Source organism: Tsukamurella soli, assembly GCF_039541155.1.
In the GTDB taxonomy this organism is placed as follows: Bacteria; Actinomycetota; Actinomycetes; order Mycobacteriales; family Mycobacteriaceae; genus Tsukamurella; species Tsukamurella soli.
On the sequence record NZ_BAABFR010000018.1, the window covers coordinates 37,314 to 58,810 of the forward strand.

Consider the following 21,497-nt stretch of genomic DNA (forward strand, 5'->3'; position numbering starts at 1 on the left):
ATCCTTACGGCTGAGTGAGGTCTCGGGAGAGCGCCGAGTGGACCTCGTCGAGCCAGCCGACGAGCCCCTCCTCGAGGACGACGCCGCCGCGCAGCACGAGGAACTGCTGCAGGGCGTGACCCGTCAGGGTGGACGGATCGGAGTAGTCCAGCTTCTCCATGGTGCGGTAGAGCTCGGCGCGCTCGGCGTGCGCGTCGCGGTGTCGACGGATCTCGTCGACGAGGGCGGGCAGGTCGCCCGGGGTGGCGCCGCGGATCTTGACGGCGAGTTCGTCGCGCAGGTACGTAGGGGTACCGGCGGCCGCGATCCAGTCCGATAGGAAGGCGCGGCCCGTGTCCGTCACGGAGTAGACCTTCTTGTCCGGTTTCCCTTCCTGGGGCTGCTCCGCGAAGGTCACGAGCCCCTGGTCGGCCATCCGGGCCAGGGTGCGGTAGATCTGCTGGTGCGTGGCGCGCCAGAAGTAGCCGATGGAGCGGTCGAACCGCCGGGTGAGCTGGTACCCGGTGCCCGATCGCTCGCTCAGCGATACCAGGATCGCGTGCTCCAAGGCCACGGCTCGACGGTAGCGCCGCCCGCGCAGATATGCAACAAGTTGCGTATGAAGTTCGGACGTCTGGTTCGGCGTATCAGCGGCGCAGGGTGCCCGCCGAGAATGCTTCGGCCTCATTGCCGAGCGCCCAGCGGTGCCACCGTTCCCATCCCACCACCGACTGGCGCTGCCAGGCCCGGTCCACCGTCGGGCTCAGGTGGCGGGCGAATTCGATGGCCGCGACCAGCGGGAACCGGGCCGCTAGGTAGGTGACGCCGGGTGCCGACGGCGGTAGGCGGTACTCCTGGCGGTTCCACGGCAGCATGAACAGCCGGGTGTGCCCGGCCTGCACCGAGAGGTGCCAGCGGGCGCGCAGTCGGTCTCGCCACCGCTGCCCGGGCTGCGGCGCGAACGCGGGGACGAACGACTCGATCAGCTCGCGTCCAGCCTCACCGGCGTCGTACGAGCGTGCCGCGTCGAACATGAACAGCAGCCGTAGGCCGTCGGTGATGGTGGTCGGGTAGATCGGGTCGGGCTGCGCGCCGAGCAGGTGTCCGAGGTATCGGTTGAAGTGCAGCGACGCCCGGATCTCGCGCGGCGACGTGAGGTAGCCGAGCGCATAGAGCCCGCTCGCGGGGCCGACGCTGCCGCCCAGCAGGGTGAGCAGCATCTCCGCCTGGCTGATCGGCAGGCCCCAGCGCTCGGCGTCCCACTCGGGGTGGCGCTGCACGCCGCGGCGCACCGCCACGTGCATGACGCGGACCTTCAGCGACAGTGCCCGGCCGCGAGAGCCCGGCGTGAGTAGCGCCCCCGGCCGGCTGACCTCGATCCACCACCGGCTGGTCTCCAGGAACCGGTGCAGCGCCGACGCGCCGGCGTAGCCGCCGGACAGCGAGAGCGGTACGGCCAGCGAGCCCTCCGTGTAGGTGTCCAGGGTGCCGGCGTTGCCGACCGCGCCGAGGTCGTAGCCCCACCGCCGCCACACGGCGGCACCCTCCTCGATCAGCGTCGGGTCGAGCCAGTCGGGGGCGGTCTCGAACTCCATGAACAGCGCGCGAGCTGCGGCCGCGGCCGCGTCGTCCAGCTCGAGCGCGGTGATCGCGGCCTCGACTCCGTCGGCGAGAGCGGCGTCGACGAATGCGCGGGTCCGCTCCGGGGCGAGTGCGTCGTCCGTGGTCGCGGCGACGAACCGCTCCGCCAGCGGATCGCCCACGGTGCGCAACCGTGCGAACTCCTCGGCGACGGCGTCGGAGGGGAACAGGTCGAACCCGGTGGCGCGCAGTACGGCGTCCCGGATCCGACGGTGCGGCCCCGCCGCGCAGGCCTCGTGCCAGCGGAAGGCGGTGGGCGGCGCGTGCGTCGGTGTGGTCACCGCGGGAGCCTACCGATTGGCAACATATGTTGTCACCCGGATCGCCGACGAGCGGCGGAGGGGCGGGCGCAGACCGTCGAGGCGAGCGTCGATGCCGTGAGGGGCTGGTGTCGCCACGGGGTTTCGTCGCCTCGGGTGGGAGCGACGGGGCTCGCAGGAGTCGAGTGGGGGTGCGGTGGGGCGTTCCGGACTGGTTGGTTCGCCGGACCGGTCTCGCAACGGTGTGCGGTCGGCACTAGTATCGGGACGTTCCACCACGCCTCCGTAGCTCAGTTGGATAGAGCAAGGGCCTTCTAATCCCTAGGTCGCAGGTTCGATTCCTGCCGGGGGCGCAACATCGCCGCAGGTAGGCGGCGTTTCGGGCCGCTAGCCAGGCTGGCGAGCACGTCCGTGCTACCCCTGTGCTACCCAACGAGCGGGGTCGGAGTTAGCTGACGGCGCCGAAGGTGCCGAGTCGGCGTGGCACGATATGACCGTGTGGTGATGGTTGAGCGGGGCATGGCACTTCGTCTTCAAGCTTCAAGCAGGTGACTGGAGCGCGATCGCAGCGTGGGGGACGCTTGTCGTTGCCGTTGCGGCGGCGACGTTTGCGTACTTCCAGGTGCGCGAAGCCCGAAGGACGAGAGACGAGCAGGCGCAACCAAATGTGGTCGCCTATATGGAGCCCACCAAGGGGCATTGGGGTTTCTTCGATCTTGTTATTAAGAATTTCGGGACTACGCCAGCGTACTCTGTTTCCGTTTCGTTCGACCAGCTCCTGGAGAGGGTTCCGTTTCCGGATGAAAAGAAAATATTCGAGAATGCGGCGCTAACTTACCCTGTGGCGATTCCATTTCTGGCACCTGGTCAGGAGTGGCGGACAGTGTGGGATTCGATTAATCGTCGTGAGAGGGCTGATGAGGCCCGTAGGGAGAGGAACCTGCCAGCTCTTGAATACGAGTACCGGGGCTCAATCGAGTACCGTAGTGCCGGCAGAAAGGCGCCCCTGGAGTCTGCCTCAATTTTGAACTGGGAGCAGTTTCGATCTGCAATGACGGTGGAGACGAAGACCGTACATGATATTGCTGATTCGCTAGATCGCCGCCTCAAGGATATTAATGACCAGGTCGCGGCTCTACACAAATCAGTGTCAGCATTTTCTGATGAGAAGACCGGGGTGTGGGTGTACTCGGGGGACGCAGATGAACTTCGTGCTTACCACGCGGACCTCGCGGCTCGCGCGCGTGATTCCCATGAAGCACTGATGCGGGTAGTCGGCCAACTTCTGCCCCAGGAGTCGACCCGACGCACAAACTCGTCGGTTACCGAAGACTCGACACCTTCCGGGTCTGTTGCGGAGCAGGAACCGCCGTCGGACGACTGAGCGGAGCTTGCTTGCCGCCCTCGGCCTCAGAAATGTAGTCCGCGTAGACGTTAAGTGTGGTCACGAATGATGCGTGTCCGAGCCGCTTGCTGACCTGCATGTAGTGCTCGCCGGCCGATAAACTTAGGACAGCGAAGGAATGGCGTAGGTCGTGCCAACGCGCGGGCGGCAGATCCAGAGCGGCCAGGGCGGGGGAGTAGTAGTTGCGGGCTACGTTCGCCGTCTCTATCGGCTCCGTCCACTTGTAGGTCGCCATGATCGCGTTGGCGTAGTCGTCGCGCTCGGCTTCGTCGGGAGCGTGCGCGTGTAGTGCGACGCCTGCGGCCTTGGCTTCAGCGCGGGTCATCCGGCCGGGAAACAACGGCGCAGACGGATCGAGGCGGCGCGGATGCGACGCGAGGTAAGTGCGTAGGTCGTCGGCCAGCCACCCGTCTATCGGGACCACGCGCGTCGACCGAACCGACTTGGGCGTGCCGACGAGCCACTTGCCGCCCTGGCGGGTCTTGGTGCGCGTCAACGACACCATCCCCATCGCGCCCTTCTGTCGTGGCAAGGTCACGTCGCCGATCTCGAGCCCGCGCAGTTCCCCGGCTCGTAGTCCGGTGTAGGCGCTGAACGTGACTGCCAGGGCGTAGACCGGCTGACGCTGCACTTCGTCATGTACTCAGCCACGGTGGCGATCTGCGCGGGCGTGAGCGGCAGGGCCTTGAAGTCTGTGGGCGCGATCGTGGCTGCGCCGCGTGCCGTCGTCGCTGCGGTCCTCGCGGTGCCCGCATGGCGAGGGAGCGGCACCGAATGCACCGGATTCGACTTGATCGCTCCGTCGACCACGGCCAGGTCCAGAATCCGCCGCAGTAGGTCGTACGCCTTCTTCGTCGTGGACCGGCTGAGCGTGATCATCTGCGGGGTGCCGTCAGCGTTCATCCTCAGCTTCGGGTTGCCGGATCGCGTGTCGTAGCTGCGGCGGGGACGTGGCGACAGCATCGCCGTCCGGAACGCTCGCACGTGCGCGGCCGTGATTGTCGCTGTGGCCTTGCCGCCGAAAGGTTCTGCGAGGTAGCGGTGGTAGATCGCCTCGGTCTTCGAAATGCTCTCAGGCTTCACGGTGCCGTGGATCGAGCGGATGAACTCCTGCGCATAAAAACCGGTCGATCAGATCGTCCTCCGGTCCGTCGACGATCCGGCCAGCGCCTCCTGCTGTTCGGTAGGGCCGCGACCTGACGGCTGCGAACCGCTGCGGGTCAGCCGGGGTCGGCGGACTCGATCGCCTGGAGATATGCGCGCCATCCCCCGAAGGAGGTGATCTCCCGTGTGCCGCCGTGTTCCCGGTGTTCGGGACGAAGCAGCATGGAGAAGGCAGCCGAGCCGTCGCCGAGCCGAATCAGCCCCAGCTCGAGCTCGGGTGGCTCGTTCGGGAGGAGTTCGTCGCGCAGCACCGCCTCCGGCAGCTCGTAGACTTCGCCGGCGATGGTGCTCGACACCGACGGGTCCGGCCACATCCCCGGGAAGACGTCGCCGAACGACCGCAACCGGTAGCCGGGGGCGGTGGTGGTCCTCGCCACCAGCGGTGCCCCGTTCAGATACTTGTGGAACGGCCCGCCCTCCATCGCCTGTCCGTTGAGAAACATATGAACCATGGGTCTTTCGTCCTCTTCGTGTCGTGTGTCCGTGCCTACGTGACCTACAGCCGCGCCGCCGTTGCGGCGGCGAACAACAACGACGCCTGATGGGCGTCCCGGGGTACCTCGGTGCCGTCCCGGTAGACGGCCTCGACGTGCCTCATCTGTGCGATGTCCGCGAACGGATCACCTTTGATGACAACGATGTCGGCGCGTTTGCCCGCCGACAGGGTGCCGACGACATCGTCGACGTGTGCGGCCTTCGCTGCGATACACGTCACCGAATCGATCGCCTGTGTCGTCGTCATCCCGCCCTGCACGGCAAGTTCCATCCCGCGGTGCAGGCTTCCGAATTCGTCTGCACCGCAACCTGAGTCCGAGCTGATCACGATCTGGGGGAGTAGGCCGTCGCGGAGCAGGTTGGAGAACAGTGCGATCTTCGCGTCGAAGTACAGTTCCAGGACGTCGCGGTCGGCCACATCCCGTGCGGTGAGCAGCGCGGGGTCGCGGTGCCGCAGCTCAAGCAGCGTCCCGTAGCCCGCCTGCATCGTGAAACTCACATACGTTCCGCGGTCGATCACCTTCTGCGTGACGCGCGGGTCGTAGTCGATGCGACTGCCGGAGGTCGCGCCCGCATACGGCGCGGTCGGGTCCCGGACCAGGAACTCGTAGTGCTCGATGCAGTCCAACCCGGCGTCCACAGCGTTCTCGACCGCCGCCTTGGCCCGGCAGTGCGCCGTTGTCGGTGTGCCGAGGCTGTGCGCGGTCTGGACCGCGGTCGCCATCTCCGCGACCGTGTACGACGGCAGATACGGAAGCGTTCCCGCGGTCCCTCCGCCCGACGCCATGATCTTGATGTGGTCGGCACCGTCGGCCACCAGCTCACGGACGGCGCGGCGGATCTCCTCGGCGCCGTCGGCGACGCCGTTGCACCAGTGGAAGTGTCCCCGGGTGTGGGTCACCGGCCTGCCGGCCAGCAGCAGGCGCGGTCCGTAGACGTAGCCCCGCTCGATAGCGTCGCGCACGGCGAACGTGATCGTGTTGCGACCCCCGTTGTCGCGCAGGGTCGTCACGCCGCTGCTCAGATGCTTCTGCATGTTCCGCAGGCTGATGAGCGCCATGAGCGCGTCGGAGTCGGTCGCCATCTGGGCGTACGACCTGCCGTCGCCCGCGAGCGTCAGGTGACAGTGGGCGTCGATCAGGCCCGGCAGCACCGTCCCGTCCGGATAGTGCGCTATCTCGGTGCCCATGCTTGCGGCCTGAGCTGCCGGGACGACCCCGGCGACGCGCGGCCCGTCGAGCACGAGTGCGGCATCCGACAGCGGCGCCGCTCCGCCTCCCGCGTAGATCCTGCGCGCACGGATGTACCGGATATCGCTTCCCATCAGCGGTGGCACCTGTTCTCCCTCTTCGACTTTCGTGGACACTACTACTGTTGATGTGCGACCGGACGGCCGTTCATCCCGACCGTGAGACGCTCCGGGCTCTGCGGGCAGAGCAGCGATGCGACGGCGGCGATCACGGCCCCTACCGTGAGGACCAGGAAGCCCACGCGGTACGTGTACTCCTGGATCAGGAAGCCGACGAGGAGCGGTGCGATGAAGCCTCCGACGGCCCCGCCGACGTTGACGAAAGCAGTGGCGGCACCTCGGATCTCGACGTCGCAGTACCGCATCGGCAGGCCCGCTACCGTCTGGAATGTGAGGTAGGCGGCGAACATCGCAGCGCTGTAGAACGTGATGAACAACCCGACGCTGTTGCACGCCGTCATGACGACGAGGAGCACGGTGGTAACGATCATGCAGGGCACCATGATCCATCGATGACGTCCGTGGAACCACCGATCGAACAACACGCCGCCGATGAACATCGCGACCGCGGAGAAGTACCCGGGCAGGGATGCCAGCACACCGGTGTGGATGAGGCTGACGTGGTGTGCCTTGATCAGATACGTGGGGGCCCAGGCCGTTACGCCGTTCATCACGAGGTCGAGCCCAACGAACATCACGGCGCACTTCCAGAGCACGGACGAGTGGAGGACGCGACGGACCGCGGACCGCGGTGTCGTTCGCACCTCCCGCTCGGAACCGCCGGCGAGCCCGGCGGTGGACTTGGGGATCAAGATCCACATGACCACACCGAGCACCACGCCGATGACCATGTAGAGAGCGAACATCCCCCGCCACCCCAGCCAGGTGATCGCCACTGCGGCGGCGATCGGTGCCGCGGCGGAACCGACCGCGGTTGTGAACTGGATGACGCCGTAGATCGTCATGCGCCTGCGGGCGGGCGCGATCTCCGAGACGAACTTCATCGACGCGCCGGGCCACGCGCCCTGGCCGATGCCGAAGGCGGCCTGGAAGAGCATCAGCATCCAGAAGGTGCTCCCGAGCCCCATCAGGCCGGTGAACACCGACCACGCGAACATCGACGAGATCATCAGCCACTTCGAGCCGAACCTGTCGGCGAGTGCTCCGCCGGGTACCTGGCTTATCGCGTAGAAGGCGAAGAATATGCTGGACAGCGCGCCGAGCGCGGCTGCACCGACATTGAAGTCGTGGCCGATATACGGCAGCGCGACCGGTAGCACCTTCCTGTCGAAGTTGTCGCTCGCCCATCCGAGCGCGACCAGAACTATGAAGAGCGCGGTCTTCCGTTTGGTCAGGGTATGCGGCTGTGGATCCACGAGATCCGCCGTCAGATCGTTTATTGCCACTGGGGTTCTCCACCTCGGACGTGTTTTCGGCGGTGTCGCAGTCGGGCCGGCAGCGGCGCCGGTACCGGCGGATGCAGGCTGCGGGGTTATTCGATGACCTTCGCGGCGGGGTCTCCCGCCACGGGTGCCGGGACCGGCTCGATCGCCCCGAGAACGACGGTGTACAACACGACCCCGATGACGAGGATCACCGCCGCCACCAGGAAGGCGATCGTGAAGGTGCCGGTCTTCTGGAGCAGTACCCCGGTGACGATCGGGGCCGCGATTCCGGCCATCGCGTTGACGAAGTTCATGATCGATCCGACGGTGGCGGCAGCGCCCGGCGGCGCGATCAGCGCGGGAATGCTGTTGCTGACGGAGAAGGAGATGGCTATGCCCACCGTGCCGACCGTGATCCAGGTGAGCGACCAGAGCAGGCTGTGGGAGACGCCCATCAGCCCCACGGTGCACGCGAGGAGCATCCCGCCGATCAGAACGCCCCGGCGAACCGTGGTCTCCCGCAGACCGCGCTTGATCAGTGCATCGACGAGCCAGCCGGCGACGGTCATCTCGAGCACGAAGGCGAACGCCCACGGAACGGCGGTGTAGACACCACTCTTGGCGACCGAGGTTCCGAGTTCCTTCTGGAAGAATCCGGGCAGCCACGTGAGCAGCATCCAGGACATGTACCCGGCGCAGGCCAGCCCCAACGACAGCCCCACGACCTTGCGCTGGCGCAGGAGGTACCACAGCAGGGCCGGGGTCACCACGGCGCCACGTGTGGCATCGGAATGCGCGCCACCGTCGGTGATGTAGTCGTATTCCTCCGGCGACAGCCGGCCGGTCCGGCGGGCGTCCGCCGGTTCCCGATAGGTGAGCCAGAAGACGACCGCGAACACCAAGGACAGGATGCCGGTGGCGATGAACGCCCCCCGCCATCCCCAGACCCCCACGGCGAGGCCGACGAGAGGGGCACCGATGACGTTCGACAGGCGGGACGGTGCGCTGAACATCGCCGTGGCCATACCGCGCTCCACCCGCGGAAACCAGTTGGCCGTCGCCTTCATCGCGGACGGGAAGGCCGGCGCCTCCGACACGCCGAGCACCAGCCGCGAGATGATGACCAGACCGAGCCCGTTGGCTACGGCGGTGAGGAGCGACGCCAATGCCCAGATCGGGATGAGGATCCGGCAGATCCACCTGACACCTATCCTGTCGAGGAGGATGCCGGATGGGATCTGCATCAATGCGTAGCTCCACAGGAAGGCGGAGAACGCGATGCCGAGCGCCGTCGGGCTGATTCTGAGGTGGTCTGCGAATATCGGTCCGGCGACCGACAGATTTATCCGATCGAGGTAGTTGATCAGCTCGTACGCGCCGAACAGTCCGACGATGGTCCATCGGAATCGCGTCGGACGCGGGGCGGCGGGGTCGATCGCGGGCGGCGTGTCTGTTGTCGGCACTGTGTCTGTCGTCGGCGCCGTGTCTGTTGTCGGCGCCGTGCTCGTTGTGGGCGCGGCGCTCGTCGCAGGCGCTGTGCTCGTTGTGGGCGCGGCGCTGACGGCCGGCGCGGTGCGAAGGGGCATCCACATGGTGTGGCCTCTCGAGTACTAGTATTTGCGGCGCAATGCGCGACCGGGATGGGCACCGGTATGGACGCCCTGGTCGATGACCAGAACGCCGTTGTTGATCACGTAGTGGACGCCCTCGCATTGATGGCGGGGATCGTCGTAGGTGCCGACGGGTCGGATCGTGTTGAAATCGAAGATCGTCACGTCGGCCTTGAGCCCGTCGCGCAGGATTCCCCTGTCGAGGACTCCGAGCCGCTGCGCGGGGTAGGAGGTCATCTTCCGGATGGCTTCGGCGAGCGACATGAGCTTCTCCTCCCGGACCAGGTCACCGAGGATGCGCGGGTACGCGCCGTAGGTCCTGGGGCTCGGCTTGTCGCCGAGGAAGATCGAGTCGGTGCCGACCATGCCCTCCGGATGGGTGACGAACTTCGCCAGTGTGACGGGCCACGGTCCGGGGGCCACCTCGTTGATCGCCAGGCGCTCTGCGACGAGGATGTCGCAGAAGACGTCCACCGCGTCGCGCTGCTCGGTGCGCACGATCTCGCCGAGGGTCAGCCCCTCGTAACGGAGCAGGGAGGGCTGGGAGAAGTGTCCGAGCCGGACGTAGTCCATCGATCTGATCCATGCCGCGTAGCTGGTCCGGGCGGCGATGTCCTTACGGATCCGCTCCCGGACCTCGGTGTCGGTGAGCCGGTCGACGGTGGCCTCCGGTCCGCCCTCCTGCGCCCACTGCGGCAGCTTGATGATCGCTGTGGTGCTGCCCCATTCGTAGGGGTACGAGTCGAAGGTCACCTCGACCCCGCCACCCTGTGCCTCGGTGATCAGATCGAAGATCCGCTGCGCACCGTACGGCGAGTTCGCGCGGTGGAACAGGTGCGTGAGGTGCAGTGGCAACTCACCGCGCCGGCAGATCGTGACGGCCTCCCGGATGGGGTCGAGGAACCTGTCCCCGAGCGTGTTTCGGAGGTGTGTGTGGTAGAAGCCTCCGAATTCCCCTGCTGCTTGCGCCAATTCGATCAGTTCGTCCGTGCTCGCGTAACTGCCGGGCGGGTAGTCGAGCCCTGTCGAGAGCCCGAAGGCGCCTTCCTGCATGGCCTCCCGAAGCATCGCCTTCATATCGGCGATGTGGCCGGGGGTCGCGGGGATCATGTCCCAGCCGACGACCGACAGACGCAGCGCTGCGTTGCCGACCATGGTGGCGATGTTCACTGAAGTGCGACGGTCGTATTTGCGCAACAGGCTGGCGGTGCTGTCCCAGTCGTAGGCGATGTCGTCGGGGTGACCGTCGAGGCCGGCGTACATCCGCACGAAGCTGGTGAGCTGTTCGCGAGTCTTGAATGGCGCGTACGAGTTCCCGTCGATACCGATCACCTCGGTCGTCACACCCTGTTGGACCTTCGGGAAATGGTCCGGCTCGGACTGAACGATCAGCGCCGAGTGTGAGTGCAGATCGAAGAACCCGGGGCAGACCGTCAGCCCGGTCGCGTCGATCGTGCGCTGGGCCTCGGGTAGTTCCCGTGTGCCCCGGACGATTCGGAGCGTGTCTCCCTCGATAGCGACAGCTGCTCGATACCCCGGATTGCCGGTACCGTCGACCACGGTGCCGTTCGTGATGAGAAGGTCGGCCATCCCTGTCCTTAGATCGTGAGTCTCGGTCCCGACTGGGTGTTCCCGGTCTGCGTACCTGTTGCAGAGGGCGTGGGGTGGGACGTGTTCCCTGCGTGTCTCGGTGAGAATCAGTGTCACCACGGTGATGACAGTTCGTCAACACGAGGACAGACTGTTAACACAGACGTGACATCCGATGACCGGTAAACCGGTGTTGACCTGGGAGTATCTGCCCAGTCGGCGCGATGGCGACCGATGACAGTTCGTCGCTGCGGTGGCGAACTGTCTAGGAAACTGGGCTATGCTGCAGCGCATGGATCTGCCGAATCTGGACGGCGCCGGAATCGAGGACCTGTCATCGCTGCTCGCGCCGGTGATGACGGGCGTGGCGACGGCGGTCGGGCCCCACTGTGAGGTCGTGCTCCACGACCTCAGCGGCGATGTGGAGAGCACGGTGATCGCGATCGAGAACGGCCACGTCACCGGGCGATCGGTCGGCAGTCCCTCGACGAGCAAGGGGCTGCAGTTCAAACGCAATGCGGCGTTCGGCACCGACGAGTTCGGCTACCGCGGAACCACCAGGGACGGCCGCGAGCTGAGATGCTCCTCGATCTTCATCCGCGATGCCGCGGGACATCTCCTGGCGAACCTCTGCATCAATGTCGACCAGACACCGCTCATCAACGCCAAGGCGGCGATCGACGCGATGATTCCGACGCCCCGGCGGGCCGACTCGGAGGTGTTCGCCACCGATGTCAATGAGCTTCTCGACGCCCTGTTCGACCACGGGATCGCGGCTATCGGGAAGGTCCCGACCCAGCTCACCAAGGAGGAGCGCATCGTCCTGCTCAAGGACCTGGACTCGCGCGGGGTCTTCTTCGTCAAGAATGCTGCCAGCACCATCGCGGCGCGGCTCGGCATCTCCCGTGGCGCTCTGTACAGCTACCTCGACCAGGGCAGGGCGGGGGAGCGTCCCGTCACCGGCGGTGAGTGAAAGGGGCCTCATCGCCGGTTAGGTTGGCGTATCGCCGTGTACGGCAAAGGTGTATGCGTTCTGCGCCGGACGGATGGCAGGTGGTGCAACGCTCGCGGACGGGTCTCGATCTCGTTCCGTGTCGATACGACCTCCGTGTCGATACAACCACCGTCGTCGCCGCCGACAATGTGCTCGCGCTCGACAAGCGGAGGCGTCGGTGCGGGCCTACATTGTGCCAATGGCTCGTTCGCTCACGGTCGCGCTAGCTCAATATGTGCCGCTGAACGGACCCGACGAGGTCGAGGTCCTGCGCAGTAGCGCAGCCGAGATGTGCTCAGCCGCACCAGGTCTGGATTTGATCGTCTTCCCGGAGATCCATCTGTGCGGTGACGGTGACGATGCCCCGGATACCAACGAGTGGCTGAATGCGGCCGCAGAGCCGCTCGCCGGTCCCAGGCAGCGCGCACTGTGCCGGGTGGCTGCGGACCTGGGGGTGTGGTTGATTCCCGGATCGGTACCCGAACTCGGTGACGACGGCCGCGTGTACAACACCGCGATCGTCGTGGATCGACGCGGTGATCTGGTCGCGTACTACCGCAAGGTCTTTCCCTGGCGGCCACACGAGACGTGGGCGCCGGGCCACGACTTCACGGTGTTCGACATCCCGGGGATCGGTCGAGGTGGCCTGTCCATCTGCTACGACGCGTGGTTCCCGGAATCCACTCGCAGCCTGGCGTGGATGGGTGCGGAGTTCGTGGTGAACGTCGTGAAGACCACGGGTTCCGACCGTGCGCAGGAACGGATCCTCGCGCGGGCGAACGCCATCACCAACCAGGTGTTCATGCTGAGCGTGAACGCGGCGGGGCCCGTCGGAGCGGGTGGCTCGCTTGTCAGTGACCCGGAGGGCACCGTCATCGCCGACCTGCCGAGCGACGAACCCGGGCTCGCCATCGTCGAGATCGACCTCGATGACGTCACACGTGTGCGACAGCACGGTACCGAAGGCCTCAACCGGATGTGGTCGCAGATGCTTCCGGGCGATCCCCTCATCGACCTACCTGTCTATTCCGGCCATATCGACCCCGCCACCTGGCGACCGAGAGGACAGTCATGACAAGCGATGTCACCGAACCCCTGGGATACCAGTCCGTTCTCCAGAAGTCGCTCGGCCTTCGCTCCGTGGTCCTGTTCGGCCTCGCGTACATGGCGCCGATCATCGTGTTGGGCATCTTCGGGGTGATCGCCGTCAAGTCGCAGGGTGGCAGCGCCGGCTCATATCTGCTGGCCACGGTGGCGATGCTGTTCACTGCACTGAGCTACGGCCTTATGGCCAAACACTTCCCGGTCGCGGGATCGGCGTACACGTACGTCCGCAAGGCTCTCGATGCGCGAGCGGGGTTCATCGTCGGCTGGGCGGTCCTGCTGGACTATCTGTTCCTGCCGCTCGTGATCTGGTTGATCGGTGGCGCCTATCTCAACGGCCAGTTCCCGCACGTGCCGTTCTGGATCTGGATCGTCGCCTTCATCGTGGTCACCACGGCACTCAACATCGTCGGTCTCAAGCTCGCCGACCGGGCGAACTTCGTGTTGATGGCGTTCCAGATCCTCATCCTGGTGCTGTTCGTGGTGTTGACGATCAGCCACCTCGTCGGGCACTCGGAATCACTCGTGTCGCTGAAGCCGTTCACGGGTGACGCCGGGATCGGCTCTATCGCAGCGGGTTCGGCTGTGGCTGCGTACTCGTTCCTGGGATTCGATGCGGTCAGCACGATGACTGAGGAGACTCATGACGCAGAGCGCACGATCCCGCGCGCCATCGTTCTGGTGGCGTTGATCGGTGGCGCGATATTCATCGTCGTCGCCTATTTCGTGACGCTCGTGGCTCCGGGTGGCACCTTCAAGGACGCCGATTCGCTGTCCGAGGACGTCGCCAAAACGATCGGGGGCAGCCTGTTCGGAGCCGTGTTCCTGGCCGCGCTGATCGTCGCCCAGTTCACCTCCGGCCTGGCCGCGCAGGCGGCGGTCGCCCGGCTGCTCTTCGCGATGGGCCGCGACGGTGTCCTGCCGAACCGGTTCTTCGGCAGGGTGGTGGAGCGGTTCCACACGCCGGTCCTGAACATCTTGCTGGCCGGGGTCATCGGTCTGGCGGCGATCTTCCTGTCCGTCTCCACCTCCACGTCGTTCATCAACTTCGGTGCGTTCACGGCGTTCACATTGGTCAACGTGTCGGTGATCGTCTACTTCCTTCGGCACCGTCGGCGCGCCCGGCTCAACCCGATCCGCTATGTCCTGATCCCGCTGATCGGCGCGGTGATCGACATCTCGCTACTCACCCAACTGGACAAGGACGCGCTGGTTCTGGGCCTCTCCTGGCTGTGTATCGGTGTCGTGTACCTGCTGGTCTTGACGCGCGGGTTCACGCGCCAGCCGCCGGACCTGGCCGGGATCGCGGAGGTCGAGTGATGGCGGGAGTGCGGGGCACGGTGCCGTCCTGGGCGAGCACGCGACTGCGGCGGATCTCCTGCACGACGGGCGAGCCCATCGTCACTGCCGAGGCGAACGTCTACTGCTCGAGGGCCGGTGATGATGATGCCCGGGCGAGCGTCCTGGAGCCGACGGTGCCTGCATGTGCCGCGCGTCGTCGGTCGGTCACCCCGCCCGTACCCCGGAAACCCGACCGTGAGCGATGTTCGGCAGGTGGAGTAGGTGGTCGGTCGGGGTGCTCCCGCGGAAGGTGCGTAGATAGGCCCGTCCCGAAGCGGCCACCACATGCGCCTGCAGCTCGTCGTCACCGTCGGCCACCACCGCTACATTGCCGTCCCGCACCCACGCTACGAGTGCGGCCATCGACCACACGTGGGGAGTACACGACGGCTCGTCTCTAGGGCGCCAGGCCATCTTCGCGATTCCCTGATGCCCGTGTGTCGTGTCTGTGCCAGGCGCCATCTGCCTGGCGACTATCGTCCAGTGCTCGCGCATGGCTACCAGTGTGCGCGTCGGTGGGGCCTTACCGCAGAGTAAGGAGTAGTACGCGCGGAAGTTTTCTTTGGCACACCTGTAGTGCTCTGGAGCGATCGTGCGATCCGGTCGCGACGCCGTAACCGGCGCGTCATACCGCGGCTGTGGATATGAATCATGTTGGTGTACAGCTTGTTTCAATGATGTAACTCCATCGTCGAGATGGGTGTTGAAATAGATTGGCCTGCTTGATGGTTCGAGCCTGATCGGTCGGTCGTCCTCGTAGCGGCTGCAGGTTCGACGCCGTGGTCTGGATAGCGGAGGTTGGAACGCCGCGGACCGGTGCCGGGGTCATGTGACCCACGTTACCGTTCGATACCAGACCTGGTCTGAAAACTTATTAAGAATGTGTGTTCGAGTTCGGGTCGCGCTACGGACGATGCCGGACGTGTGCTCAGCAGGGAAGCGGAAAACGGCTTGCCGGCGCTGCGCAGGCGCGCGATCATCCGCGCATGCATCACGACGACCCGCGCAGCCCGCGCCCGCCCGCCCTCGACGTCACGTCGGCGCGCGACTTCGCCGACTCCTGGCTTGCGGCGTGGAATGCCCACGACCTCGACACGATCCTCGCCCACTTCACCGATGATGCCCGGTTCACCTCGCCGGTCGCCGCGACGCTGCTGCCCGACACCGGCGGGGTTCTCGTCGGTAAGGCTGCGATCCGTGAGTACTGGACCGTCGGGCTCGAGCGGATCCCGGACCTGCGGTTCGAGATCGTCGCCGTCTACACGGGGGTCGACACCGTGGTGATCAACTACCGGAACCACGCCGGGGGCCTGGTGTGCGAGGTCCTCCGCATGCAGACGGACGAAGCGGGGCCACGGGTCGTCCGAGGCGACGGGACGTACCCGACCGACGACGCCGCCGCGGCGAGCGGCGTGGACTGATCGCGTCCGGGGTGTGGGGCTCGTGCGGTTCGCCGTCCCGGTGTCAGGCCGCGCGGCTCGGTACTGAATGGTTTCGGCATCGTGCGGTTCGCTGCGGCGGGTCGGCGGCCGGGGTGCCTCGGCGTCGTACCGCCCGGTGCCGTCGAGTTCCGGCCACCACTTCAGCTCGTTTTCAGGTCGCGGGCCTACGGTCGATGTGTGACGCTGCTGCTGATCGGCTTCATCGGTGGGATCCTGGCGGGCATCTCGCCCTGCGTCCTGCCGGTGCTCCCGGTGATACTCCTCGGGGCCGCCGAGGCTGCTCCCGCCCAGACCGCTCCAGCCGAGATCGTGCCCGCCGGACCGGCGGCAACGGGGCCGTCGGTCGCAGAGTCGCCACCTGCCCGCCGCCGATTCCCCGCGCGACCCGTGCTGATCGTCCTCGGCCTCACCCTCAGCTTCTCGCTCATCACCCTGTTCGGGACGGTCGTGCTGTCCCTGCTGCATCTGCCGACCGACCTGCTCCGCTGGCTAGGGCTCGCCGCCCTCCTCCTGCTCGGCCTGTCGATGCTCGTGCCCGCCGTCGAGCGCATCGTCGAGCGTGCGTTCGCGTGGATCCCCCAGCGCTCCGTCGGTGGCGATCGGGGAGGCTTCGTTCTGGGGCTCGCACTCGGTGCGGTGTTCGTGCCGTGCGCCGGACCAGTCCTCGCGGCCATCGCCGTCGCCGGCGCCACAGGCCGGATCGGCTGGAACACGGTGACGCTCACCGTCGCCTTCGCACTGGGCACGGCGATCCCGCTGCTGCTGATCGCCTTTGCCGGGCGGCAGCTGTCCACCCGCGTGCGCGCGCTGCAGCGCCGGCAGCGAGGGATCCGCGCGGTGGCGGGTGTCGCGATCATCGCCCTCGCCGTCGCGCTCACCTTCAACGTCACCGACGTGCTCCAGCGCAAGGTGCCGGACTACACACAGGCCCTGGGGAACTCGCTCGGGACGGACGCCGCGGCCGTCGCCGTCGCCGGCACGGGTTCGTTGCAGACCTGCCAACGCGCCGCGTTCAACGGCGCCGACGTGTTCAGTGACTGCGGGCGCGCGCCGGAGATCACAGGGATCTCGCAGTGGCTGAACACGCAGCCGGACACACCACGCACCCTCGCCGCGCTGCGCGGCAAGGTCGTCCTGATCGATTTCTGGGCGTACTCGTGCATCAACTGCCAGCGCGAGTTGCCGCATGTCGAGGCGTGGTGGAAGACGTATGCCCCGTACGGTTTCCAGGTCATCGCGGTGCACACACCCGAATACGCGTTCGAGCGAAATCCGGCGAACGTCGCCGCCGGTGCCCGCAAGATCGGCCTCACCACGCCGATCGCCATCGACACGGGGTATGGCACGTGGAACGCCTACCACAACGTCTCGTGGCCGGCGAGCTACCTGATCGATGCGACCGGGGTGATCAGGCACGTCTCGATCGGCGAGGGCGACTACCCGCAGCAGGAGCGCGACATCCGCTCCCTGCTGCTCGCGGCCCACCCCTCGGTCACGTTGCCGAAGCCGACCGACCTCCCGGACACCACGCCCGACGGCGCCGATCTGACCCCCGAGACCTACCTCGGCGTCGAGCGGCAGCAGTACTACGGGGGCACCGGCGGCTACACGGCGGGGACGCATACGTTCACCGCGCCGAAGGCGCTGGACGCCAACACCTTCGGCCTCGGTGGCACGTGGACGATCGGCAACGAGAGCATCACCGCCGGCTCGGGCGCGGCACTGTCCCTCTCCTATCAGGCGAGCAAGGTCTACCTCGACGTGGGTGGCACCGGCACGCTCACCGCGACGGAGGATGGCGCGACCCGCACCATCGCGGTCTCCGGAGCGCCGAACATCTACACCGTCGCGAGCCACCCCGGCACGCAGACGGGCACCGTCACCGTCGGGCTCACCCCGGGCCTTGCGGCCTACTCGTTCACCTTCGGGTAGGACTCGTTCACCTTTCGGATCGGAACGCCATGGCAGACACGCAGTGCAGCGTCCTCGTCACCGGTGGAACCGGGGTACTCGGGCGGGTGGTCGTCGCGCGGGCGACGGCGGCCGGGCACGCGGTCTCCGTGCTCTCGCGCAGGCCCGGGCCCGACGGTGCCGGGCGGGTCACGCACGTCACGGGGGACCTGCTCGCGGTCCTCGAACCCGCCACGCTCGCCGGCGTGGACGTGGTCGTCCACTGTGCCACGACGAACGGCCGGCGTGACGCCGAGTCGACCCGCAACCTGGTCGAGGCCGCGCACAGGGCCGGGGTGGGACACCTGGTGTACATTTCCATCGTCGGGATCGACGACGTCCCATTCGGGTACTACCGCGCCAAGCTGGCCGCGGAGCGTGTGATCACCGACTCGCCCGTAGGCTGGACGATCCTGCGTGCCACCCAGTTCCACGATCTCATCGAGCGGATCCTGGCTGCGCAGGCCGCGCTGCCGGCGGTCCTGGTGCCCCGCGGCGCGACGGACCAGCCGATCGACGTGGGCACCGTCGCCGACCGTCTGGTGGAGCTGGCCGCGGGACCGCCCGCCGGCCGCGTCACCGACATCGGCGGTCCGGAGGTGCGGCGATTCGCTGATCTCGCCGAGACGTACCTGCGCGTCCGCGGGTCCCGGCGGCGCGTCGTCGGGGTGCCGATCCCGGGCGAGCTGGGCCGTGCGCTGCGTGCCGGGCGGCTGACGACGCCGGACAACCGCGTCGGCACCATCACCTTCGAGGAGCATCTCACTCACCGCGGATGAGCGGCGCCGGAACGTCGCGCATGCCGGACCACGGCTGGACTTCCAGACACCATGTGGGCGGACCGGATCCGGCATAGATTATGCGACGTGAGACACGCGCCGCCCGAGCCCTCCAGGGAGTCGTCGGCGGGTGACGCACGCCTGCGCATCGCACCGCCTCCGCCCGATGCGGCGACCGCCCAGCCTCGTCCCGTCCGCCGATGGGCGCGGCACCTGCTGGCCGCCGTCACCGCCCGGGCGGCGGACGTTCGCGCCGTCCGCCGCACCGCTCGACCCGGAAGGACCATCATGGCCGACACCCCCGAGACGACCACCGCTCCCGAGACGACCACCGCTCCCGAGACGACCACCGCTCCCGAGACGACCACCGCTCCCGAGACGACCACCGCCACAGCGGAGACGACCACCCGAACACCGGGCCGCCGGTACCTCGACGGCATCTCGGAGATCCGGACCTTCTTCCGCACCAACGAGGAACCGATCTACTTCGTCGGTCCCACGGCCTTCAACCTGCTCGGCATCGACCGGTGGGTCCGCAACTTCCACTACATCGCCTACTACGACTCGTGGGACGGTCAGCATCCCCGGGTGTTCGCGCCGGTCAACCGGCCACCGGTGGAGTTCGAGTCGGCCGAGGACATCAACAACTACCTGCTGCGTGACCCCGAGGTGCAGCAGTACCTGCGCAGGCGCGGCGGCCGGCCCAAGATCGCGATGGTGTTCTTCGACGCCGAGACCGAGAAGATCTGCCGGGAGCGGGGATACGACCTGATCCTGCCGTCGGACGAGCTGCGCCGCCGCCTGGACTCGAAGATCGAGACCACGCGCCTGGGGAACGAGGCCGGCGCACCGTCGGTGCCCAACGTGCTCGGGAGCGCCGACACCTATCAGGAGCTGCTGGAACTGGCTGAATCCGCCCATCTGGGGACCGATCTCGTGGTACAGACGCCGTACGGCGACTCCGGAAAGACGACGTTCTTCATCAAGGCCGAGGCGGACTGGGACCGTAGCTCCGGGGACATCGTGGGCCAGCAGCTCAAGGTGATGAAGCGGATCAACAACAGGGCCGTCGCCGTCGAGGCGTGTATCACCCGGCACGGCACCGTGGTGGGCCCGTTCATGACCGACCTCACCGGCTACCCGGAACTGACCCCGTACAAGGGCGGTTGGTGCGGCAACGACCTGTTCCCCGAGGCGCTGTCGGACGCGCACCGGGAGGCGGCGATCGCCAACGTCCGAAAGCTGGGCGACCGCCTCGCGCAGGAGGGCTACCTCGGCTTCCTCGAGATCGACGTGCTGATCGACATCGACACCGACGAGGTGTATCTCGGCGAACTCAACCCCCGCATCTCGGGGACGTCGTCGATGACCAACGTCACCGCGGGCGCGTACGCCGACGTGCCCCTGTTCCTGTTCCACCTGCTCGAGTACATGGACGTCGACTACTCCGTGAGCGTCGAGGAGATCAACGCCCGCTGGCGCGATCTGGCCGCCGTGGACACCTGGTCGCAGCTGATCATGAAGGAGCCGACCGACTCGGTGGAGCGGATCCTGGCGGCCCCGCGCACCGGTACCTGGCACTTCGACGACGGAGGCCAGCTGCGGTTCCAGCGCGTCAGCCAGGACTGGCACGACCTGGCAGGCGAGGACGAGGCGTTCTACCTGCGGGTCTACGGTCCCGGCGACTACCTGTTCAAGGGCGCCGACCTGGGCATTCTGGTGACCAAGGGCCGCATGCAGTCCGGCGGCGCGCTCACGCCGCGTGCCCGCCGATACATCGAGGGCATCCGCCGCAGCTACGTCACAGAGGCCGTACCGGAGACACCGGTGGTGATGACGGTGGACGCTGTGAAGTAGTGCCCGCCGTCCCGGCGGCCACGGCGGCGAACGCCCGGAAGGTGTCCTCCAGGTACGCCGGGACCTGCGGGGCGGGCCAGCTCGAGAACTTGACTCCGACCGTGCCGGTGGCCCGGTCGACGAACAGCAGCTGCCCGTAGATGCCGATGCCGAGCACCACGTCGTGGCCGCGGGCGTCGGGCCGCACCCAGAACTGGTTGCGGTACCAGCCGCCCGGCATGGCCGCCTCCGACGGGGACGCCGCGAACGCGGCCCGGGCGCCCGCGTCCACCGTCCACACCTGACGCAACCACCGAGGAGGAACCACGTGAGACGAGCCGTCGGGCTCGACCCCGCCGTGTGCGAGCACGCGCCCGAACCGGGCCAGGTCGCGGGCGGTCACCGCGAGGCCACCGTCGTGCACCGGGGTCCGATTGGTGTCGCACAGCATGAGGGCGTCGGCCGCGGCGCCCATCGGGCGCCAGATCCGCTCGCGGATCAGCACGTCCATCGGCAGGCCGGCGACGCGCTCGCACACCCAACCCAGGACGTCGCTGTCGGCCGACCGGTACACGAACGGGCCGCCGTGTTCGCCGCCACGGCCCAGCGACCCCAGGAAGCCGTACAGCCCGCCGGCACGAGGGGCCCCGTACGGCGCCTGCCAGCCGAGCCAGTCGGCCATGGCGCGGATCTCCGATGCGGGGTCGAGATACTCCTCCCGGAAGATCACGCCCGTGCGCATGTCCAGCACGTCGCGCACCCGCGCGCCGGCGTAGCCGCTGCCGGCCAACTCGGTCGCGTAGTCGGTGACGGGACGCTCGGGGTCGAGCAGGCCGTCGGCGACGAGGCCGCCCGCGACGCACCCGACGATCGACTTCGTGATCGACATGATCGCATGTGTGCGCTCGGGGCCCCCTGCGGCGCAGTACCACTCGGCGACGACGGCTCCGTCGCGCACGATCAGGTAGGCGTCGGTGTACGTCCGCTCGAACACCGCGCCCACCGTGGTGGGAGCGCCGGTCACGTCGGTCAGGGTGGTCTGCAGCAGATCGGGTGCGGGCCGCTCCGGCAACGGGTGCGGCGCCGCGGCGCGGGGGATGGTGCGCACCGGCAGGATACGGTCGACGTTCCAGAACGCCCAGCGGTTGTACGGTGGCGTCTGCCAGTTGCGGGCGTCGGCCCCCACCGCCGCATCGCCCGCATCGTTCGTCACGACCCTCGATCATAGGGTCGGCGGCTCCGCGCCGGGTCACCCAGCCCAGCGCCACCCGGC

Annotated in this window: 20 protein-coding genes and 1 tRNA gene; 10 read left to right on the forward strand and 11 right to left on the reverse strand. The window is 67.3% G+C overall.

Features of this window, described 5'->3' with window-relative positions:
- Positions 1–4: 4 nt before the first annotated feature.
- The gene (locus ABD908_RS07945; RefSeq protein WP_344993394.1) at positions 5–553 is read right to left on the reverse strand and encodes a PadR family transcriptional regulator; all 549 of its coding nucleotides are present in this window, start codon (positions 551–553) and stop codon (positions 5–7) included.
- A 73-nt stretch (positions 554–626) separates the two neighbouring features.
- Positions 627–1,901: an oxygenase MpaB family protein gene (locus tag ABD908_RS07950; RefSeq protein WP_344993397.1), complete on the reverse strand. Its 1,275-nt coding sequence runs from the start codon at positions 1,899–1,901 to the stop codon at positions 627–629.
- A 258-nt stretch (positions 1,902–2,159) separates the two neighbouring features.
- On the opposite strand from ABD908_RS07950, the gene ABD908_RS07955 reads away from it, so the two are divergent.
- Both ABD908_RS07955 and ABD908_RS07960 read left to right on the forward strand, forming a co-directional pair.
- Positions 2,160–2,233 (forward strand) — tRNA-Arg (locus ABD908_RS07955).
- A 155-nt stretch (positions 2,234–2,388) separates the two neighbouring features.
- Positions 2,389–3,264 carry a hypothetical protein gene (locus tag ABD908_RS07960; protein WP_344993400.1) on the forward strand — a complete coding sequence of 292 codons (876 nt, stop codon included), beginning with the start codon at positions 2,389–2,391 and terminating at the stop codon, positions 3,262–3,264.
- Here ABD908_RS07960 and ABD908_RS07965 read toward each other — a convergent pair.
- From ABD908_RS07965 to ABD908_RS07990, 6 genes are all read right to left on the reverse strand, one after another.
- Positions 3,203–3,916 carry a site-specific integrase gene (locus tag ABD908_RS07965; RefSeq protein ID WP_344993403.1) on the reverse strand — a complete coding sequence of 238 codons (714 nt, stop codon included), beginning with the start codon at positions 3,914–3,916 and terminating at the stop codon, positions 3,203–3,205. The genes ABD908_RS07960 and ABD908_RS07965 overlap by 62 nt on opposite strands.
- Positions 3,820–4,368 (reverse strand): hypothetical protein, encoded by a 549-nt coding sequence (locus ABD908_RS07970; RefSeq protein WP_344993406.1) that lies wholly within the window; start codon positions 4,366–4,368, stop codon positions 3,820–3,822. Before ABD908_RS07970 ends, ABD908_RS07965 begins: the two co-directional genes overlap by 97 nt.
- 137 nt (positions 4,369–4,505) lie before the next feature.
- Positions 4,506–4,901, reverse strand: coding sequence for an allophanate hydrolase-related protein (locus ABD908_RS07975; RefSeq protein ID WP_344993408.1), 396 nt, complete (start codon positions 4,899–4,901; stop codon positions 4,506–4,508).
- Positions 4,902–4,945: 44 nt separating this feature from the next.
- The gene (locus ABD908_RS07980) at positions 4,946–6,268 is read right to left on the reverse strand and encodes an amidohydrolase family protein (protein ID WP_344993411.1); all 1,323 of its coding nucleotides are present in this window, start codon (positions 6,266–6,268) and stop codon (positions 4,946–4,948) included.
- Between the two features lie 44 nt (positions 6,269–6,312).
- Complete coding sequence (locus ABD908_RS07985; RefSeq protein WP_344993413.1) at positions 6,313–7,599, reverse strand: MFS transporter; 1,287 nt, start codon at positions 7,597–7,599, stop codon at positions 6,313–6,315.
- An 86-nt stretch (positions 7,600–7,685) separates the two neighbouring features.
- Positions 7,686–9,041, reverse strand: a complete 1,356-nt coding sequence (locus tag ABD908_RS07990; protein ID WP_344993416.1) for an MFS transporter — start codon at positions 9,039–9,041, stop codon at positions 7,686–7,688.
- 19 nt (positions 9,042–9,060) lie between these two features.
- Here ABD908_RS07990 and ABD908_RS07995 point away from each other — a divergent pair, with 19 nt between their 5' ends.
- A complete protein-coding gene (locus ABD908_RS07995; RefSeq protein ID WP_344993418.1) occupies positions 9,061–9,192 on the forward strand; it encodes a hypothetical protein in 132 nt (43 codons plus the stop codon).
- Here the strand turns inward: ABD908_RS07995 and ABD908_RS08000 are convergent.
- Complete coding sequence (locus tag ABD908_RS08000) at positions 9,189–10,778, reverse strand: N-acyl-D-amino-acid deacylase family protein (RefSeq protein ID WP_344993421.1); 1,590 nt, start codon at positions 10,776–10,778, stop codon at positions 9,189–9,191. The genes ABD908_RS07995 and ABD908_RS08000 overlap by 4 nt on opposite strands.
- A gap of 292 nt (positions 10,779–11,070) precedes the next feature.
- On the opposite strand from ABD908_RS08000, the gene ABD908_RS08005 reads away from it, so the two are divergent.
- The 3 genes from ABD908_RS08005 (at position 11,071) to ABD908_RS08015 (ending at position 14,196) form a co-directional block, all read left to right on the forward strand.
- Entirely contained in the window at positions 11,071–11,751 is a 681-nt protein-coding gene (locus ABD908_RS08005; RefSeq protein WP_344993424.1) for a helix-turn-helix transcriptional regulator, read from the forward strand.
- A 220-nt stretch (positions 11,752–11,971) separates the two neighbouring features.
- Positions 11,972–12,847, forward strand: a complete 876-nt coding sequence (locus ABD908_RS08010; RefSeq protein WP_344993426.1) for a carbon-nitrogen hydrolase family protein — start codon at positions 11,972–11,974, stop codon at positions 12,845–12,847.
- Positions 12,844–14,196 (forward strand): APC family permease, encoded by a 1,353-nt coding sequence (locus tag ABD908_RS08015; protein ID WP_344993429.1) that lies wholly within the window; start codon positions 12,844–12,846, stop codon positions 14,194–14,196. Before ABD908_RS08010 ends, ABD908_RS08015 begins: the two co-directional genes overlap by 4 nt.
- Before the next feature lie 186 nt (positions 14,197–14,382).
- Here the strand turns inward: ABD908_RS08015 and ABD908_RS08020 are convergent, their stop codons facing one another.
- Entirely contained in the window at positions 14,383–14,580 is a 198-nt protein-coding gene (locus ABD908_RS08020) for a hypothetical protein (protein WP_344993432.1), read from the reverse strand.
- Between the two features lie 623 nt (positions 14,581–15,203).
- Here ABD908_RS08020 and ABD908_RS08025 point away from each other — a divergent pair.
- The 4 genes from ABD908_RS08025 (at position 15,204) to ABD908_RS08040 (ending at position 20,245) form a co-directional block, all read left to right on the forward strand.
- On the forward strand, positions 15,204–15,638 hold the full coding sequence (locus ABD908_RS08025; RefSeq protein WP_344993435.1) for a nuclear transport factor 2 family protein: 435 nt from the start codon (positions 15,204–15,206) through the stop codon (positions 15,636–15,638).
- A 198-nt stretch (positions 15,639–15,836) separates the two neighbouring features.
- Positions 15,837–17,591 (forward strand): redoxin domain-containing protein, encoded by a 1,755-nt coding sequence (locus ABD908_RS08030; protein WP_344993438.1) that lies wholly within the window; start codon positions 15,837–15,839, stop codon positions 17,589–17,591.
- A gap of 29 nt (positions 17,592–17,620) precedes the next feature.
- Complete coding sequence (locus ABD908_RS08035; protein ID WP_344993442.1) at positions 17,621–18,388, forward strand: SDR family oxidoreductase; 768 nt, start codon at positions 17,621–17,623, stop codon at positions 18,386–18,388.
- A gap of 288 nt (positions 18,389–18,676) precedes the next feature.
- Positions 18,677–20,245 (forward strand): biotin carboxylase, encoded by a 1,569-nt coding sequence (locus tag ABD908_RS08040; protein WP_385924708.1) that lies wholly within the window; start codon positions 18,677–18,679, stop codon positions 20,243–20,245.
- On the opposite strand, the gene ABD908_RS08045 is transcribed toward ABD908_RS08040, so the two are convergent.
- Positions 20,190–21,437, reverse strand: a complete 1,248-nt coding sequence (locus ABD908_RS08045) for a serine hydrolase domain-containing protein (RefSeq protein WP_344993448.1) — start codon at positions 21,435–21,437, stop codon at positions 20,190–20,192. The two genes, ABD908_RS08040 and ABD908_RS08045, sit on opposite strands and share 56 nt — an antisense overlap.
- Between the last annotated feature and the right edge of the window lie 60 nt (positions 21,438–21,497).

Excerpts from the sequence above, each read along its gene's own strand:
- ABD908_RS07975 (WP_344993408.1), bottom strand. The coding sequence starts at position 4,901 with ATGGTTCATATGTTTCTCAACGGACAGGCGATGGAGGGCGGGCCGTTC.
- ABD908_RS07980 (WP_344993411.1), bottom strand. The coding sequence starts at position 6,268 with ATGGGAAGCGATATCCGGTACATCCGTGCGCGCAGGATCTACGCGGGA.
- ABD908_RS08000 (WP_344993421.1), bottom strand. The coding sequence starts at position 10,778 with ATGGCCGACCTTCTCATCACGAACGGCACCGTGGTCGACGGTACCGGC.
- ABD908_RS08005 (WP_344993424.1), top strand. The coding sequence starts at position 11,071 with ATGGATCTGCCGAATCTGGACGGCGCCGGAATCGAGGACCTGTCATCG.
- ABD908_RS08010 (WP_344993426.1), top strand. The coding sequence starts at position 11,972 with ATGGCTCGTTCGCTCACGGTCGCGCTAGCTCAATATGTGCCGCTGAAC.
- ABD908_RS08015 (WP_344993429.1), top strand. The coding sequence starts at position 12,844 with ATGACAAGCGATGTCACCGAACCCCTGGGATACCAGTCCGTTCTCCAG.
- ABD908_RS08020 (WP_344993432.1), bottom strand. The coding sequence starts at position 14,580 with ATGGCCGCACTCGTAGCGTGGGTGCGGGACGGCAATGTAGCGGTGGTG.
- ABD908_RS08025 (WP_344993435.1), top strand. The coding sequence starts at position 15,204 with ATGCATCACGACGACCCGCGCAGCCCGCGCCCGCCCGCCCTCGACGTC.
- ABD908_RS08035 (WP_344993442.1), top strand. The coding sequence starts at position 17,621 with ATGGCAGACACGCAGTGCAGCGTCCTCGTCACCGGTGGAACCGGGGTA.
- ABD908_RS08040 (WP_385924708.1), top strand. The coding sequence starts at position 18,677 with ATGGCCGACACCCCCGAGACGACCACCGCTCCCGAGACGACCACCGCT.